Annotated in this window: 14 protein-coding genes; 8 read left to right on the forward strand and 6 right to left on the reverse strand. The window is 54.1% G+C overall.

What is annotated here, in order from left to right; all coding sequences use genetic code 11:
- Nucleotides 1-106: 106 nt before the first annotated feature.
- Together mioC and asnC are read right to left on the reverse strand one after the other, a co-directional pair.
- Nucleotides 107-556, reverse strand: coding sequence for an FMN-binding protein MioC (gene mioC / locus B3511_RS03170; protein WP_286777516.1), 450 nt, complete (start codon nucleotides 554-556; stop codon nucleotides 107-109).
- Between the two features lie 90 nt (nucleotides 557-646).
- Entirely contained in the window at nucleotides 647-1,105 is a 459-nt protein-coding gene (asnC, locus tag B3511_RS03175) for a transcriptional regulator AsnC (protein WP_023331653.1), read from the reverse strand.
- A 149-nt stretch (nucleotides 1,106-1,254) separates the two neighbouring features.
- Here asnC and asnA point away from each other — a divergent pair, with 149 nt between their 5' ends.
- Nucleotides 1,255-2,247: an aspartate--ammonia ligase gene (asnA, locus tag B3511_RS03180; RefSeq protein WP_040077696.1), complete on the forward strand. Its 993-nt coding sequence runs from the start codon at nucleotides 1,255-1,257 to the stop codon at nucleotides 2,245-2,247.
- Here asnA and viaA read toward each other — a convergent pair whose 3' ends face one another.
- Nucleotides 2,248-3,699, reverse strand: a complete 1,452-nt coding sequence (gene viaA, locus B3511_RS03185; RefSeq protein ID WP_046886366.1) for an ATPase RavA stimulator ViaA — start codon at nucleotides 3,697-3,699, stop codon at nucleotides 2,248-2,250. It lies immediately after the preceding gene.
- Entirely contained in the window at nucleotides 3,693-5,189 is a 1,497-nt protein-coding gene (gene ravA, locus B3511_RS03190) for an ATPase RavA (protein WP_286777517.1), read from the reverse strand. Before ravA ends, viaA begins: the two co-directional genes overlap by 7 nt.
- A gap of 223 nt (nucleotides 5,190-5,412) precedes the next feature.
- Here ravA and kup point away from each other — a divergent pair, with 223 nt between their 5' ends.
- From kup to rbsR, 7 genes are all read left to right on the forward strand, one after another.
- Nucleotides 5,413-7,281 (forward strand): low affinity potassium transporter Kup, encoded by a 1,869-nt coding sequence (kup, locus tag B3511_RS03195; protein ID WP_046886368.1) that lies wholly within the window; start codon nucleotides 5,413-5,415, stop codon nucleotides 7,279-7,281.
- A gap of 168 nt (nucleotides 7,282-7,449) precedes the next feature.
- Nucleotides 7,450-7,869 (forward strand): D-ribose pyranase, encoded by a 420-nt coding sequence (rbsD, locus tag B3511_RS03200; RefSeq protein ID WP_040077691.1) that lies wholly within the window; start codon nucleotides 7,450-7,452, stop codon nucleotides 7,867-7,869.
- Between the two features lie 7 nt (nucleotides 7,870-7,876).
- Nucleotides 7,877-9,382 carry a ribose ABC transporter ATP-binding protein RbsA gene (gene rbsA / locus B3511_RS03205; protein WP_040077689.1) on the forward strand — a complete coding sequence of 502 codons (1,506 nt, stop codon included), beginning with the start codon at nucleotides 7,877-7,879 and terminating at the stop codon, nucleotides 9,380-9,382.
- Nucleotides 9,383-9,386: 4 nt separating this feature from the next.
- Nucleotides 9,387-10,352 carry a ribose ABC transporter permease gene (gene rbsC / locus B3511_RS03210; protein WP_046886370.1) on the forward strand — a complete coding sequence of 322 codons (966 nt, stop codon included), beginning with the start codon at nucleotides 9,387-9,389 and terminating at the stop codon, nucleotides 10,350-10,352.
- Nucleotides 10,353-10,379: 27 nt separating this feature from the next.
- Nucleotides 10,380-11,270 (forward strand): ribose ABC transporter substrate-binding protein RbsB, encoded by an 891-nt coding sequence (gene rbsB, locus B3511_RS03215; RefSeq protein ID WP_040077687.1) that lies wholly within the window; start codon nucleotides 10,380-10,382, stop codon nucleotides 11,268-11,270.
- A gap of 106 nt (nucleotides 11,271-11,376) precedes the next feature.
- A complete protein-coding gene (gene rbsK, locus B3511_RS03220; protein WP_212478230.1) occupies nucleotides 11,377-12,306 on the forward strand; it encodes a ribokinase in 930 nt (309 codons plus the stop codon).
- Between the two features lie 3 nt (nucleotides 12,307-12,309).
- Nucleotides 12,310-13,302, forward strand: a complete 993-nt coding sequence (rbsR, locus tag B3511_RS03225; RefSeq protein WP_154298904.1) for a ribose operon transcriptional repressor RbsR — start codon at nucleotides 12,310-12,312, stop codon at nucleotides 13,300-13,302.
- Here rbsR and mdtD read toward each other — a convergent pair.
- Together mdtD and B3511_RS03235 are read right to left on the reverse strand one after the other, a co-directional pair.
- Entirely contained in the window at nucleotides 13,268-14,695 is a 1,428-nt protein-coding gene (gene mdtD / locus B3511_RS03230) for a multidrug transporter subunit MdtD (RefSeq protein ID WP_046886372.1), read from the reverse strand. The genes rbsR and mdtD overlap by 35 nt on opposite strands.
- A 10-nt stretch (nucleotides 14,696-14,705) precedes the next feature.
- Nucleotides 14,706-15,398, reverse strand: a complete 693-nt coding sequence (locus tag B3511_RS03235) for a FadR/GntR family transcriptional regulator (RefSeq protein ID WP_040077682.1) — start codon at nucleotides 15,396-15,398, stop codon at nucleotides 14,706-14,708.
- Nucleotides 15,399-15,688: the final 290 nt, after the last annotated feature.

The following is a 15,688-nucleotide window of genomic DNA, read 5'->3' on the forward strand; positions in this document are numbered from 1 at the left end:
CGCGATGTTATACACAGCACAAAAAGTAATCGAAGGTTGTTAGTGGGATAACTACGGGTTAATCCAAGCTTTTAACCAGAGTTATCCACATCTGTTCGCGCGATCTTTAATCGTTTTTGAGTAAATTTTTCCATTTACCCAACCATTCTTCGGCTGGATCTTCCGGAATGTCATGATCGAGGACGTTGATCTTCAGCGTATCGCCAATCTGTTTTGCCCCACAGGCGGTAAATGCGGCATCAACTTTGTCCACCGCACCACAGAAGGTGTCATATTCGCGGCTGCCAATACCAATCGAACCGAAACGCACGCCGGAGAGGTCTGGCTGCTGTTCCTGCAGTTCATCATAGAGGGGCTGGAGGTTATCGGGGAGATCCCCCGCACCATGGGTCGAGGTGATCAACAGCCAGATCCCCTCCACAGAGAGATCCTCAAGCAACGGCCCGTGCAGGGTTTCAGTAGAAAAACCGGCCTCTTCCAGCTTTTCAGCCAGGTGCTCTGCAACATATTCTGCACCGCCAAGGGTGCTACCGCTGATAAGAGTAATGTCTGCCATGGATCGCTCGCTCATATAAAGAGGGAAACATTGTACGCTGTGAGCGAGCTGGGATCTACCTGTGGAAAATGTGGGAATAATTTTTCCCGATCAAGGGCGGATGGTACGCATGATCGGGTTCTGCAGGGAGATCAAGGTTTCGGTGGACTGGATTTCATCGATTGTTTGGATCTTGTTGATAAGTACCTGCTGCAGGGCATCGATCGATCGGCACATTACTTTTATAAAGATGCTGTAATGGCCTGTGGTGTAGTACGCCTCGGTGACTTCATCCAGCGCGTTCAGCCTGGCCAGCGCCGAAGGATAGTCTTTCGCGCTCTTCAGTATGATGCCAATAAAGCAGCAGACGTCGTAGCCCAGCTGCTTAGGGCTGACATCAATATGGGCGCCGGTAATAATGCCCGCCTGCTTCATCTTCTCTACGCGCACATGGATGGTACCTGGACTGACGCCAAATTGTTTGGCCAGCTCAGCATAGGCGGTGCGGGCATTGGCCATTAACGCTTCCAGGATGCCCCGGTCCAGATTGTCGATCTGATAATTTTCCATAGGTTTTTCTTATGTAGATTGCTGGTTTGCTCTATTTTAGCGTCTTATTTTAACGAATCAAAAGTGTAGTTGGCATTTTATTGTTGGATTATTGTATGGCGGCGTTTTTTGTTGCTTAATCAATTGCAACAGGACGCAGGAGTATAAATATGAAAACCGCATACATCGCAAAACAACGCCAGATCAGTTTCGTTAAATCCCACTTTTCCCGCCAGTTGGAAGAGAGGCTGGGCCTGATAGAAGTGCAGGCACCTATCCTCAGCCGTGTGGGCGATGGGACGCAAGATAACCTGTCTGGTTGCGAAAAAGCGGTTCAGGTTAAAGTGAAAACACTGCCAGACGCCCAGTTCGAAGTGGTTCATTCACTGGCGAAGTGGAAGCGTCAAACCCTGGGACAACACGACTTCAGCGCGGGCGAAGGGCTTTACACGCACATGAAAGCCCTTCGCCCCGATGAAGACCGCCTTACTGCTATTCACTCTGTCTACGTTGACCAGTGGGACTGGGAACGTGTCATGGGGGATGGCGAGCGTCATACCCGCACGCTGAAATCAACGGTTGAAGCTATCTACGCCGGGATCAAAGCGACCGAAGCGGCCGTGAGCAAAGAGTTTGGGCTGACCCCGTTCCTGCCAGAGACGATCCAGTTCGTTCACAGCCAGGATCTTCTGACCCGTTATCCGGATCTGGATGCCAAAGGCCGTGAACGTGCCATTGCTAAGGAGCTGGGTGCCGTATTCCTGATCGGTATCGGCGGCAAGTTGTCCGATGGTCAGCGTCACGATGTACGTGCCCCGGACTACGATGACTGGAGCAGCGAAAGCGAGAGCGGTTTTGCGGGTCTGAACGGCGATATTCTGGTGTGGAACCCTATCCTTGAAGATGCGTTTGAACTCTCTTCAATGGGGATCCGTGTCGATGCAGAAGCCCTGAAGCGTCAGCTTTCTATTACGGGTGATGAAGATCGCCTGCAGCTGGAGTGGCATCAGGCGCTGCTGCGCGGTGAAATGCCGCAGACGATCGGTGGCGGTATCGGCCAGTCACGTTTGACGATGCTGTTATTACAGCTGTCGCATATCGGCCAGGTTCAGTGTGGTGTCTGGCCACAGCAGGTGCGTGAAAGCATCGACGCCCTTCTTTAATTAACGCCGCCAGCGTCGGAGCAGGCGGCTACGTAACCCGGTATCAAAGCGCCAGATATGATCGAAGATGCGCATGATGCCGGGTTTTCCATGTGCCGACATCGCTACGGCATGGAACCGATGCTGGTGCACCTGCTGCAACACCTTCACTTTGTTTACCACCTCTTCCGGCAATCGCTGAGCTATAAAGTCAGAAATCACCACGGCGTCCGCATCGTACCACTCCCCGCCCTGCATGCGCTCGATAATGGCGCGAAAACAGCTGGCGAGATCCGTGCCGCCGCGAAAGCGCTGGCTGAGAAAGCGGATCGCCTGCTCTATCCCCTCCGGGCCTGTCAGTTCATAGCCCACCACTTCGCTGGAGAAGAGCATAATAAAGCAGCGGCGACGATCGGCGAGGGCAACCCGCATCAGCGCCAGACAAAATGCCTTGGCGCACTGCTCATTAAAGCCCCCCATCGAACCTGAGGTATCTACACAGACGATAAACGGACCGCGCGGCTGTTCATCAAAATCCTGATGCACAACCGGTCGCTGACTCACTTTCTCCCGCCAGGCCTCACCGTGTAGCCGATAAGTAAGAAGCTGTTTTTCCACCAGCCGTCGATAAAACTCATACTCCAGTTCGGTGATACCCAGCGTGGCCAGCTCAGGCGGTAACAGCCGCAGGATATCATCGCTCTGCTGCAGCCCGTCGACCTGTTCTGGCACGGTGGCCGGTTCACGTACCAGGGTGCGGAAGGTCTCCATCGGCGCGTCTTTCTTCGGAACTGATTTGGCCTCTCTGGAGCGCCCCAGCTGTTCCGCCAGCTGCATCAGTTCGGGTTGCTGCGTAAGAAAATCGCCGTAGCGCACAATCAACTGATAGTCGCCGCGTTTAAGCTGACCTGCACTCATGTCCCATAGCCGACCAGCGGCGTTGTCATTCTCGACCAGTACCGGCTCCAGCGCGCCGGCCAGGGTCATACGTTCCTGCACTTCACTGAGTAATTGTTCGCGCTCTTCCTCCAGCAATTGCTGATTAAGCGTCGTGGCCTGCACCACTAAGCTCAGGCGCCAACGCTGGAGGAACAGCGTGTGGAGCGCAGGCGTAAAGGTGGCGTTATCCGCCACCAGCTGTCGGGCCTGGCTTGCGAATGGCGAATGGACGTTATCCAGGAGAGCCAGGATTTGTGGAAGCTGGACAATCAGCTGCGGGGTGGAGAGCAGCTGGCTTTGCTGATAGCACATCACCTCTTCGGTCAGCTCGGGCGGAACGCGCGTGTCCTTCATCCGCTTTCGCAATCCTTCTCGCCAGCGGGGAAGATCGTCGGTAATGGCTGTTTTTAATTTGGGAAATTTTTCAAAAAAGATCGCCAGCTGAGGTGAGGCGAGTAGCGCAACAACGAGTTCCTCAATTAACCCCTCTTCGCCCACAGCCAGCATGATATTTAAGGTATCCAGCGTTAGCATTGACGCGCCTGTTTAATCTGCGCGCCTACATCCTGCAGACTGGCTTCGATACGACCTAACCAGTCGCTGTGAATAAACAGACATTTTTGCTGCTCGCTAAAGCGCGTATGTTGCTGGTGCCAGGCGTTATCCAGCGCTTCCAGCTGCTGGGTGATTTCGTCGGGAACGCTGTCAGAGGTGCTGCCGGGCAGCGCAAGGCGCGATCCCTGAAGACTCACGTCGCGGATCACCAGATGCAGACTGCCGTCCACCTCCATGTTCAACGGCTGAGCAAAGCCAATACCGTTGAGTTTGCCGCGGATTTCGCCACCCTTACTTAGCCACTGGGCCAGAGGCTCGCGCTCGATGGTGACATGAATCACCTGCATATCGTGCAGTTTGAGCGGCTGCTGGAGTAACAGTGTCAGCGTGGTCTCGCTCAGCTCATCCGGCAGTTCGTAGTGCGGTTTACGGGCAAACATGCCGCTCTGGCGGCTAACTCGTAGTGCTGTTTTATCACTCTGTTGCTGCTGCAACTGAATGCGTCGTTGCGATATGGCACCGAGCTGGTTGAGCATCTCCTGCTGACCCCAGGCATGCCCGGTCATCAATACTTCCAGCTGTTGCTGCATCAGATTCATGCCATTCGCGTCGTGCCAGAGACAATCTTTCAGCAAAATGAGGTCGATAGGCGCGACCGCATCGCGGCCGCTAAAGAAGGCGCTGGCCTGCAGCAAGCGGATCGCTTTTTTCCAGCGGCGATCCGACACGTACGGCGCGCCAGACAGATTATCCAGCTGCTGACGTAACATAAAGATCAGGTCAAAGACTGCATCCGGCAGGGTGATTTTGCCGATCTCTCCTTGCCACTGCTGGTACTCTTCATCGGTAACCTGCAGCCCGGCGGGAACCGGGTTGTCATTTTCATCCTGCTGGCTAATCAGCAACGAGCGGAAATTGGCCTTATCCTGAACCTTGTCGAGCCACAGGCGAATCAGCATACGGTCATACAGCGCTTCCAGGCTGCTGTCAGCCTCTGGCAGCTCATTCGATGCGGCCACCAGCAAGCGCATGGGGATCTTCTCTTCGTGGGCACCGTTACGGAAGCGGCGTTCGTTAATGGCGGTAAGCAAGGTATTCAGGATCGCCGGACCGGCTTTCCATATCTCATCAAGAAAAACGATTTCCGCTTCGGGCAGATATCCTGTAGTCAGTCGTTCATACCGCCCTTCATCTTTTAACGCCTGAATGGAGAGGGGACCGAATACCTCTTCCGGCGTGGAGAAGCGCGTCATCAGATATTCGAATGCCCGGGCATGCTGAAAAGCAAACTTCAGACGGCGGGCGATCAGGCTTTTGGCAATGCCCGGTGGGCCAAGTAGAAAGACGCTTTCACCGCTCAGTGCTGCCAGTAAACAGAGCCGAATGGCGTGGCTACGTTCGAACAGCCCTTTTTCTAACGCACTGCTTAGACGAGAAATTCTTTCTGCTAATAAATGAGTGTGAGCCATAATTATTCTGCATCCTTTCGCCGTGGATCCGGCTAGTTGAAGCGAGTATAGACGTTTCGTCATGCGCTGGTAATAGACTGAAGTGCGGCGCTATTTTCTTTGCGTTACGTTAAGCGGACTGCATTTAGGGGTACGATTTTGCAATGAATCGTGCATACTGTGCGCCTTTTTGTGGGCCAAGGGACTAAGCACACATTTGTTATATCAACGAAAAGACTAGTCTATGAGCACTGAGAATAAGCAATCATTACCCGCAATCACGCTTGCGGCGATCGGGGTTGTCTACGGTGATATTGGCACCAGCCCGCTTTATACGCTACGCGAATGTTTGTCCGGTCAGTTTGGTTTTGGCGTTGAACGTGACGCTGTGTTCGGTTTTTTATCCCTGATTTTCTGGCTTCTCATCTGTGTTGTTTCTATTAAATACCTGTCGTTCGTCATGCGCGCGGATAACGCCGGTGAAGGCGGGATCCTGACCCTGATGTCTCTGGCCGGGCGTAATACCTCGCCAAAAATGACCTCGTTTCTGGTCATCATCGGCCTGATAGGCGGCAGTTTCTTTTATGGCGAGGTGGTGATAACCCCGGCGATATCAGTGATGTCCGCCATCGAGGGGCTGGAGATTATCGCGCCGGAGCTTGATACCTGGATTGTGCCGCTCTCGATTCTGGTGTTAACACTACTATTTGCGATTCAGAAGCACGGAACCGGGCTGGTGGGTAAGCTTTTTGCCCCGATTATGCTGGCGTGGTTCCTGATTCTGGCGGTGCTGGGCCTGCGCGGTATTATCGCCAACCCGGAAGTGCTGCAGGCGCTGAATCCTGCCTGGGCGGTCCACTTCTTCATGGAGTATAAAACCGTCTCCTTTGTCGCGCTGGGCGCGGTGGTGCTCTCTATTACTGGCGTGGAAGCACTGTATGCGGATATGGGCCACTTCGGTAAATTGCCGATTCGCCTCGCATGGTTCTCGGTCGTGCTGCCCTCGCTGGTGCTTAACTACTTTGGTCAGGGCGCGCTGTTGCTGAAGAACCCGGAAGCGATTAAAAACCCGTTCTTTCTGCTGGCACCGGAGTGGGCGCTGGTGCCGATGCTGTTCATCGCCACCCTGGCGACGGTGATCGCCTCGCAGGCGGTGATATCGGGCGTTTTCTCTCTGACCCGTCAGGCCGTTCGTCTGGGCTACCTCTCACCGATGCGGATTATCCATACCTCCGAAATGGAGTCCGGACAGATTTACATCCCTTTCATTAACTGGCTGCTCTACTTTGCGGTAGTTATCGTTATTGTTAGCTTCGAGCACTCCAGCAACCTGGCTGCGGCTTACGGTATCGCCGTCACCGGCACCATGGTGCTGACCTCGATTCTTTCTACTACGGTGGCTTATCGCAACTGGCACTGGAACAAATTCCTCGTCGCCATCATCCTGGTGGCTTTCCTCTGCATCGACGTACCGCTGTTCTCGGCCAACCTCGATAAGATTGTCTCCGGTGGCTGGTTGCCGCTGACGCTGGGTCTGGTGATGTTTATTGTGATGACCACCTGGAAGAGCGAGCGTTTCCGGCTGCTGCGTCGCATGCACGAACACGGTAACTCCCTTGAAGCGATGATTGCCTCGCTGGAGAAATCCCCGCCGGTGCGAGTGCCAGGTACCGCGGTATATATGTCACGCGCATTAAATGTGATCCCGTTTGCCCTGATGCACAATCTCAAGCACAACAAGGTGCTGCATGAGCGGGTTATCCTACTGACACTGCGTACTGAAGATGCCCCTTACGTGCATAACGTGCGTCGCGTGCAGATTGAGCAGCTCTCGCCGACCTTCTGGCGCGTAGTGGCGAGCTACGGCTGGCGCGAAACGCCAAACGTCGAAGAGGTGTTCCACCGCTGCGGTCTGGAAGGTCTTAGCTGCCGGATGATGGAGACCTCGTTCTTCATGTCGCACGAATCGCTGATTATCGGTAAACGTCCGTGGTATCTACGTTTACGCGGCAAGCTGTATCTCATTCTGCAGCGTAACGCGCTGCGTGCGCCTGACCAGTTTGAAATTCCGCCCAATCGCGTCATAGAGTTAGGTACACAGGTCGAGATTTAACGCCTCCGCCCGGCGATCCCCCGCCGGGCGTCTTCTTTTTTACCCCGCCAGTTTAGGTTAGCGAAACGTTTCGAAGCCGATCACAATTCTGCTACGTCATGATGGTTTTCTGAACACGCCTCAGATTAAACTCACCTCAGCGAAACGTTTCGCTAGTGGAGCAAAAAAATGAAGAAAGGCACCGTACTTAACGCAGATATCTCATCGGTTATTTCCCGGCTTGGGCATACCGATACGCTGGTGGTTTGCGATGCAGGCTTACCGGTTCCCCGCAGCACAACCCGTATTGATATGGCATTAACGCAGGGTGTCCCCTCGTTTATGCAGGTACTGGAAGTGGTGACGGCGGAGATGCAGGTTGAGGCGGCCATTCTCGCGACGGAGATTAAACAAAATAATCCGCAACTCCACGAAACGTTGCTCAGCCACATTGAGCAACTGCAACAACACCAGGGAAACACCATAGAAATTCGTTACACAACGCACGAACAGTTCAAACAACAAACCGCAGACAGTCAGGCGGTGATTCGCAGCGGGGAGTGTTCCCCGTATGCGAATATCATTCTCTGTGCTGGCGTCACCTTCTGAGGCCATCATGGACGCATTATTGCAACTCAAAGGGATCGATAAGTCGTTCCCGGGCGTAAAAGCCCTCTCCGGCGCGGCGCTAAATGTTTACGCCGGACGCGTGATGGCGCTGGTGGGTGAAAACGGCGCCGGCAAATCCACCATGATGAAAGTGCTTACCGGTATCTATCAACGCGATGCCGGTTCGCTGCTGTGGCTGGGCCAGGAGACGACCTTTACGGGTCCCAAATCCTCGCAAGAAGCCGGTATCGGCATTATCCACCAGGAGCTGAACCTGATCCCGCAACTCACCATTGCGGAGAACATCTTCCTGGGCCGCGAATTTGTTAATCGCTTTGGCAAAATTGACTGGAAAACCATGTATGCCGAAGCCGATAAGCTGCTGGCGAAGCTCAACCTGCGCTTTAAGAGCGACCGGCTGGTAGGTGACCTCTCCATTGGCGATCAACAGATGGTGGAAATCGCCAAGGTGTTGAGCTTCGAGTCGAAGGTTATCGTTATGGATGAACCGACCGATGCACTCACCGATACCGAAACCGAATCCCTGTTCCGCGTTATCCGCGAGCTAAAAGCGCAGGGGCGCGGCGTGGTCTATATCTCACACCGCATGAAAGAGATCTTCGAGATTTGCGATGACGTGACTGTCTTCCGTGACGGGCAGTTTATTGCCGAACGTGAAGTGGCGACGCTCAACGAAGATACGCTGATTGAAATGATGGTGGGACGTAAGCTGGAAGATCAATATCCCCGTCTCGATAAAGCACCGGGTGCGCTGCGTCTGAAGGTGGATAATCTCTGCGGCCCTGGAGTGAGCGATGTGAGCTTTACGCTGCGTCAGGGTGAGATTCTCGGCGTGGCAGGGCTAATGGGTGCCGGGCGTACCGAACTCATGAAAGTCCTCTACGGAGCGCTGCCCCGTACCAGCGGTTACGTGACGCTTGATGGTCATGAGGTGGTCACACGTTCACCGCAGGATGGGCTGGCAAACGGCATCGTCTACATTTCTGAAGATCGTAAACGTGACGGTCTGGTGCTCGGTATGTCGGTTAAAGAGAACATGTCTTTAACCGCGCTACGTTACTTCAGCCGTGGCGGCGGTAGCGTTAAACATAAAGACGAGCAGCAGGCGGTCAGCGATTTTATGCGCCTCTTTAATGTGAAAACGCCGTCGATGGATCAGGCGATTGGCCTGTTATCCGGTGGTAACCAGCAGAAAGTGGCCATTGCCCGCGGCCTGATGACGCGCCCGAAGGTTCTCATCCTCGATGAGCCAACCCGTGGTGTAGACGTTGGGGCGAAAAAAGAGATCTATCAGCTCATTAACCAGTTCAAGGCCGATGGCCTGAGCATCATTCTGGTCTCTTCCGAGATGCCAGAAGTATTAGGTATGAGCGATCGCATTATTGTTATGCACGAAGGGCATCTCGGCGGTGAATTCACTCGCGAGCAGGCCACCCAGGAAGTTCTGATGGCTGCCGCTGTGGGCAAGCTTAATCGCGTGAATCAGGAGTAAGAAGATGACTACCCAGGCTGTTTCTGGTCGCCGTTATTTCACTAAGGCATGGTTGATGGAACAAAAATCGCTGATTGCCCTGCTGGTGCTGATCGCGATTGTCTCTACCATGAGCCCGAACTTTTTTACCATTAATAACCTCTTTAATATCCTTCAGCAGACATCTGTGAACGCCATTATGGCGGTTGGGATGACGCTGGTGATCTTAACATCGGGGATCGACTTGTCCGTCGGTTCTCTGCTGGCGCTAACCGGCGCCATCGCTGCGTCGATTGTTGGCGTTGAAGTTAACGCGCTGGTGGCCGTGGCCGCTGCACTGGCTGCCGGCGCGGCAATTGGTGCGGTAACCGGTGTGATTGTGGCTAAAGGCCGCGTCCAGGCGTTTATCGCCACGCTGGTTATGATGCTGCTGCTGCGTGGTGTCACCATGGTTTATACCAATGGTAGTCCGGTAAATACCGGTTTTACCGACAACGCCGATCTGTTTGGCTGGTTTGGTATTGGCCGTCCGCTGGGCATTCCGACCCCTGTCTGGATCATGGGGTTTGTCTTCCTGGCGGCGTGGTACATGCTGCATCATACCCGCCTGGGCCGTTATATCTATGCCCTGGGGGGTAACGAAGCGGCAACGCGCCTGTCCGGTATCAGCGTTAATAAAGTCAAAATTATCGTTTACTCTCTGTCCGGCCTGCTGGCGTCACTGGCAGGCATTATCGAAGTGGCGCGTCTCTCCTCGGCACAGCCGACGGCGGGTACGGGCTATGAGCTGGATGCCATTGCGGCAGTCGTGCTGGGCGGTACCAGCCTCGCGGGTGGTAAAGGTCGTATTGTTGGGACCCTGATCGGCGCATTGATCCTCGGTTTCCTGAATAATGGTTTGAATTTGCTAGGTGTTTCCTCCTATTACCAGATGATCGTTAAAGCAGTGGTGATTTTGCTGGCGGTACTGGTAGACAACAAAAAACAGTAACTGACGACACTACAGGACATCTCTGATATGAACATGAAAAAACTGGCTACCCTGGTTTCTGCTGTAGCACTGAGCGCAACCGTGAGTGCGAACGCAATGGCGAAAGACACCATCGCGCTGGTCATCTCTACGCTGAATAACCCGTTCTTCGTCTCCCTGAAGGATGGCGCACAGAAAGAAGCAGACAAACTGGGCTATAACCTGGTGGTTCTGGACTCCCAGAATAACCCGGCGAAAGAGCTGGCTAACGTTCAGGACTTGACCGTTCGCGGTACTAAAATTCTGCTGATCAACCCAACCGATTCCGACGCGGTAGGTAACGCCGTGAAGATGGCTAACCAGGCTAACATCCCGGTCATTACCCTTGACCGTCAGGCAAGCAAAGGTGAAGTGGTAAGCCATATCGCCTCTGACAACGTGCTGGGTGGCAAGATTGCGGGTGACTACATCGCGAAGAAAGCGGGTGAAGGCGCGAAAGTGATCGAACTGCAGGGTATCGCCGGTACCTCTGCTGCCCGTGAGCGTGGTGAAGGCTTCCAGCAGGCCGTTGCTGCCCACAAATTTAACGTCCTGGCGAGCCAGCCCGCTGACTTCGACCGCACTAAGGGGCTGAACGTCATGCAGAACCTGCTGACCGCGCATCCGGATGTTAAAGCGGTATTTGCTCAGAACGATGAAATGGCACTGGGCGCGCTGCGTGCATTGCAGACCGCAGGTAAATCAGATGTGATGGTGGTTGGATTTGACGGCACGCCTGATGGTGAAAAAGCGGTAAATGATGGCAAACTGGCTGCGACCATTGCTCAGCTGCCTGAGCAGATCGGCGTTACTGGCGTGCAGACTGCTGACAAAGTGCTGAAGGGCGAAAAAGTTCAGGCCAAATATCCCGTTGACCTGAAACTGGTCATCAAGCAGTAATATGCAGCTCAGGCAGTAACAGGCTGCCTGAAGGACAACATATAAAGAAAAGTGTGGCATACGCCACCGGGTCACCCCGGTGGCGCTCTCAGATGGACACTCAATTATGAAAACCGCAGGTAAGCTCGTCGTCCTTGGCAGTATTAATGCCGATCACATTCTTAACCTTGATTCATTCCCCTCCCCAGGCGAAACCGTAACCGGTAACCAGTATCAGGTTGCATTTGGTGGTAAAGGTGCCAATCAGGCCGTTGCCGCCGGGCGCAGCGGTGCCAGCATTGCGTTTATTGCCTGTACGGGCGATGACGATACTGGCGAGCGCGTTTGTCAGCAGCTGCAACGCGACAATATCGATATTACACCAATCAGCGTGGTCAAAGGCGAGTCTACCGGGGTGGCGTTAATTTTCGTCAACGGCGAAGGTGAGAATGTTATCGGTATTCATGCGGGCGCAAACGCCCAGCTGACCACCGAAAGGGTGGAGGCGCAGCGTGACATTATTGCAGGCGCTCAGGCTCTGCTTATGCAGCTGGAGTCGCCGGTTGAAAGCGTACTTGAAGCCGCGAAAATTGCGCATGAAAATCATACCACTGTCGTACTTAATCCTGCGCCGGCCCGTGTATTATCAGACGAGCTACTGGCGCTGGTGGATATCATCACTCCTAACGAAACCGAAGCGGAAAAGCTGACGGGCATTCGCGTTGAAAACGACGACGACGCGGCGCGTGCGGCAAAGGCGTTACATGATAAAGGCATCGAAACCGTTATCATCACGCTTGGCAGTCGCGGCGTGTGGGCCAGCGTCAAGGGGGAAGGTCGTCGTGTGGCTGGATTCCGCGTGAAAGCGATCGATACCATTGCCGCGGGCGATACCTTTAACGGCGCGCTGGTGACCGCGCTGCTGGAAGGCTCATCTCTGGACGATGCCATCCGCTTTGCACATGCCGCTGCCGCAATTGCGGTAACCCGTAAAGGTGCTCAGCCTTCCGTTCCGTGGCGTAACGAGATTGATGACTTCTTAAGTCAACAGGGGTAATGCTTGGCTACAATGAAAGATGTCGCCCGCATGGCGGGCGTTTCAACTTCCACTGTCTCCCACGTTATCAATAAGGATCGTTTCGTCAGTGAGGCGATCAGGGAGAAGGTTGAAGCTGCAGTCAAAGAACTCAACTATGCGCCTTCGGCGCTGGCGCGCAGTCTTAAGCTCAACCAGACGCGCACCATCGGTATGCTTATTACCGCCAGTACCAACCCCTTTTATTCGGAACTTGTTCGCGGCGTAGAGCGCAGCTGCTTTGAACGGGGCTATAGCCTCGTGCTGTGTAATACCGAAGGTGACGAGCAACGTATGAACAGTAATCTGGAAACGCTGATGCAGAAACGCGTCGACGGGTTACTGCTGCTATGCACCGAAACGCATCAGCCGTCGAAGGAGATTATCCAACGCTACCCTTCCGTTCCGACGGTAATGATGGACTGGGCGCCGTTCGACGGCACCAGCGATCTGATTCAGGATAACTCCCTGCTGGGGGGCGATATGGCGACCCAGCATCTTATCGATAAAGGCCATACCCGCATCGCCTGCATTACCGGGCCGCTGGATAAAACGCCGGCACGCCTGCGCCTGGAAGGTTTTCTGGTCGCCATGGCGCGTGCAGGTTTACCCGTCCCGGATGGCTATCAAATTACCGGCGATTTTGAGTTCAGCGGGGGTTACGAGGCGATGCAGACGCTGCTGCAAAAAGCAGAGCGGCCGCAGGCAGTATTTATTGGCAACGATGCTATGGCGGTTGGGGCTTATCAGGCATTATATCAGGCGGGACTTCGCGTGCCGGACGACATCGCCATTGTGGGTTACGACGACATCGAACTGGCGCGCTATATGACACCGCCGCTCACTACCATTCATCAACCTAAAGATGAACTGGGAGAGCTGGCCATTGACGTGCTGATCCATCGAATGGCGCAACCCGCGCTGCAGCAACAGCGGCTGCAGCTTACTCCTGTTCTGATGGAACGGGGGTCGGTTTAGGTTTGTGACGCTCTTTAATCATGTTGCTGCCATCTTTCGGCTTCAACAACATAAAGACCAGCGCCGAGACCACCGTTAAGGCTCCCATCGTTAAAAAGGTATAGTGGAATTGCTCGACGGTATTAGAACCGTCGAAACCTTCATAGAACCGCAGAACTGCCGCACTAACCGCAACGCCCAGACTGATTGAGAGTTGCTGCGCCACGGCCAGCACGCTGTTACCGCTGCTGGCGTTTTCATCGGTGAGATCCGCGAGGGTGATAGTATTCATCGAGGTAAACTGCGTCGACATCGCCATCCCCAATACAAACAATGGCAAGATCAGCATCCACACCGGCAGCGCTGCAGACTGCAGCGAAAATTGCGCAATCATCACGCCAATGAAGATGGTGACGCCCACCAGGGTTTTACGGTAACCCAACCGGCGCAGTACTTGCGTCACACCTGACTTAGCCAGAATCGATCCCACTGCCGTAGGGGCCATCATGCAGCCCGCGATAAGCGCCGGGTATCCAAAACCTACCTGCAGCATCAACGGCATCAGAAACGGCACACAACCGGTACCGAGACGTGAAGCGATATTGCCGGCAATGCCGACTGAAAAGGTACGGGTGTTGAACAGAGAGAGTGATATGAGCGGTGTGGGATGACGACGCGCGTGACGTATATAAAGAAGAAAAAGCACAACCCCACTGAAGATGACCGACAGTGCTAACCCGCTGGCGACAATCTTTTCGCCAAAAAGCTCCATTCCGCTCGAGAAGAGCACAAGGCTCAGGCCAAACAGGAAGAAACCGCGCATATCAAACTTCCGCCGCGGCGTGGTGAAGTTGGGCATGCACTTACGGGCGTAAAGGAGCCCGGCAATTCCGATAGGAATGTTAATCAAGAATATCCAGTGCCAGCTCGCCCAGGTCACAAACACGCCGCCCAGCACCGGGCCCAGTATCGGCCCAACCAGCCCTGGCATCGTCACGAAATTCAGTACCGGCAACAATTCACTGCGTGGATAGGCCCGTAAGAGTGCCAGACGCGCGACAGGCATCATCATCGCCCCGCCAACACCCTGAAGCACACGGAAGATAACCAGTTCAGTTAACGATCCCGAGAGCGCGCAGGCCAGCGATCCCAGTGTGAACAGCGATACCGCCACCATAAAGACACGCTGCGTACCGAAACGGTCGGCTAGCCAGCCGCTAACCGGGATTAACATCGCGACCGTCAGGGTATAACTGATAATGGCTGACTGCATCGCCAGTGGAGAGCGATTCAGACTTTCGGCAATGGCGGGAAGCGCGGTGTTAAGGATGGTGGCGTCGAGCGCCTGCATAAAGAAGGCCATCGCCGCTATCCACGGCAGGCCGGCCATACTGCGCGCTTTTTTAATGGTCATTCATTGTCCTCTACCTGGCTGGTGCGGCAAGTAATGCCTGACTGGCGCTCAGGGCTCGCGGCCCATCGCTCTCGAGAATGGCGTCGACAATGGCCTGGTGTAAATCCAGCTTCACCACTTCGTCCTGGGTTATAGAAGTGAAATAGGTGTGATAGATCGAATGGAACAGCGAAGCGAACGAGGTCAGGAAGGGGTTGCCGCTCATCTCGTAGACATGTTCATGCCAGGCCATATCCACTTCAATCCAGCGTTCACGATTAAACTTCCTCTTCAGTTCCACCATCTCTGCCATCAATGTATTCAGACGTGCTTTCTGCTCTGCCGTTCCCTGCGTTGCGGCCAGCAAGCAAGCCTGCGGCTCCAGGCTGCTGCGCATAACAAGGAAATACTCAATAACCTGATTAAAGTTTTGTTCGGTCATCCACCAGGAGAGCAATTCCTGATCGAGGAAGTTCCAGTTACTTTGCGGCAATACGCGCGTACCGATACGCGGACGAGGTAATACCATGCCCTTTGCGGTTAATGTCTTTACGGCTTCCCGAACGGCGGTACGACTAACGCCAAACTGTTCACCGAGCTCCAGTTCACCCGGGAGAATCGTTCCTGGCGCATAGACACCCGTCAAAATTCGCTGGGCTAGCTTCTCTGCCAGCATATAAGAGAGGTTTTTTTGGGCCGCCAGCTGCTGTGCGCTTAATGGCATAACGCATATTCCTTAATTTCTCGTGCTATTGAGTATGCCATCAGCAGTGTGATTATGGTGGCAAAAACAGCAAATAGCGCAATTACTGGCGCTGGAATGGTCAATCTGGTGAAAAAAAACACGGTCAGAAACTTTTTTCAAATTTACTCTTGTCACCGCCGAAGAACTCCCTATAATGCGCCTCCACTGACACGGAACAACGGCTTACAGGCCGCCGGGTTAGCGGGGTTCAGAGATGAACACCAGCAGAGAAAAGCGAAAATAAACGCTTGACTCTGAAAGAGGAAAGC

The sequence above is a fragment of the Leclercia sp. UBA1284 genome, from assembly GCF_002308415.1.
GTDB lineage: Bacteria > Pseudomonadota > Gammaproteobacteria > Enterobacterales > Enterobacteriaceae > Enterobacter > Enterobacter pneumoniae.

What these genes read in the sequence shown, in the direction of transcription:
- mioC (WP_286777516.1), bottom strand. Translation starts at nt 556, where the DNA reads ATGGCAGACATTACTCTTATCAGCGGTAGCACCCTTGGCGGTGCAGAA.
- asnC (WP_023331653.1), bottom strand. Translation starts at nt 1,105, where the DNA reads ATGGAAAATTATCAGATCGACAATCTGGACCGGGGCATCCTGGAAGCG.
- asnA (WP_040077696.1), top strand. Translation starts at nt 1,255, where the DNA reads ATGAAAACCGCATACATCGCAAAACAACGCCAGATCAGTTTCGTTAAA.
- viaA (WP_046886366.1), bottom strand. Translation starts at nt 3,699, where the DNA reads ATGCTAACGCTGGATACCTTAAATATCATGCTGGCTGTGGGCGAAGAG.
- ravA (WP_286777517.1), bottom strand. Translation starts at nt 5,189, where the DNA reads ATGGCTCACACTCATTTATTAGCAGAAAGAATTTCTCGTCTAAGCAGT.
- kup (WP_046886368.1), top strand. Translation starts at nt 5,413, where the DNA reads ATGAGCACTGAGAATAAGCAATCATTACCCGCAATCACGCTTGCGGCG.
- rbsD (WP_040077691.1), top strand. Translation starts at nt 7,450, where the DNA reads ATGAAGAAAGGCACCGTACTTAACGCAGATATCTCATCGGTTATTTCC.
- rbsA (WP_040077689.1), top strand. Translation starts at nt 7,877, where the DNA reads ATGGACGCATTATTGCAACTCAAAGGGATCGATAAGTCGTTCCCGGGC.
- rbsC (WP_046886370.1), top strand. Translation starts at nt 9,387, where the DNA reads ATGACTACCCAGGCTGTTTCTGGTCGCCGTTATTTCACTAAGGCATGG.
- rbsB (WP_040077687.1), top strand. Translation starts at nt 10,380, where the DNA reads ATGAACATGAAAAAACTGGCTACCCTGGTTTCTGCTGTAGCACTGAGC.
- rbsK (WP_212478230.1), top strand. Translation starts at nt 11,377, where the DNA reads ATGAAAACCGCAGGTAAGCTCGTCGTCCTTGGCAGTATTAATGCCGAT.
- mdtD (WP_046886372.1), bottom strand. Translation starts at nt 14,695, where the DNA reads ATGACCATTAAAAAAGCGCGCAGTATGGCCGGCCTGCCGTGGATAGCG.
- B3511_RS03235 (WP_040077682.1), bottom strand. Translation starts at nt 15,398, where the DNA reads ATGCCATTAAGCGCACAGCAGCTGGCGGCCCAAAAAAACCTCTCTTAT.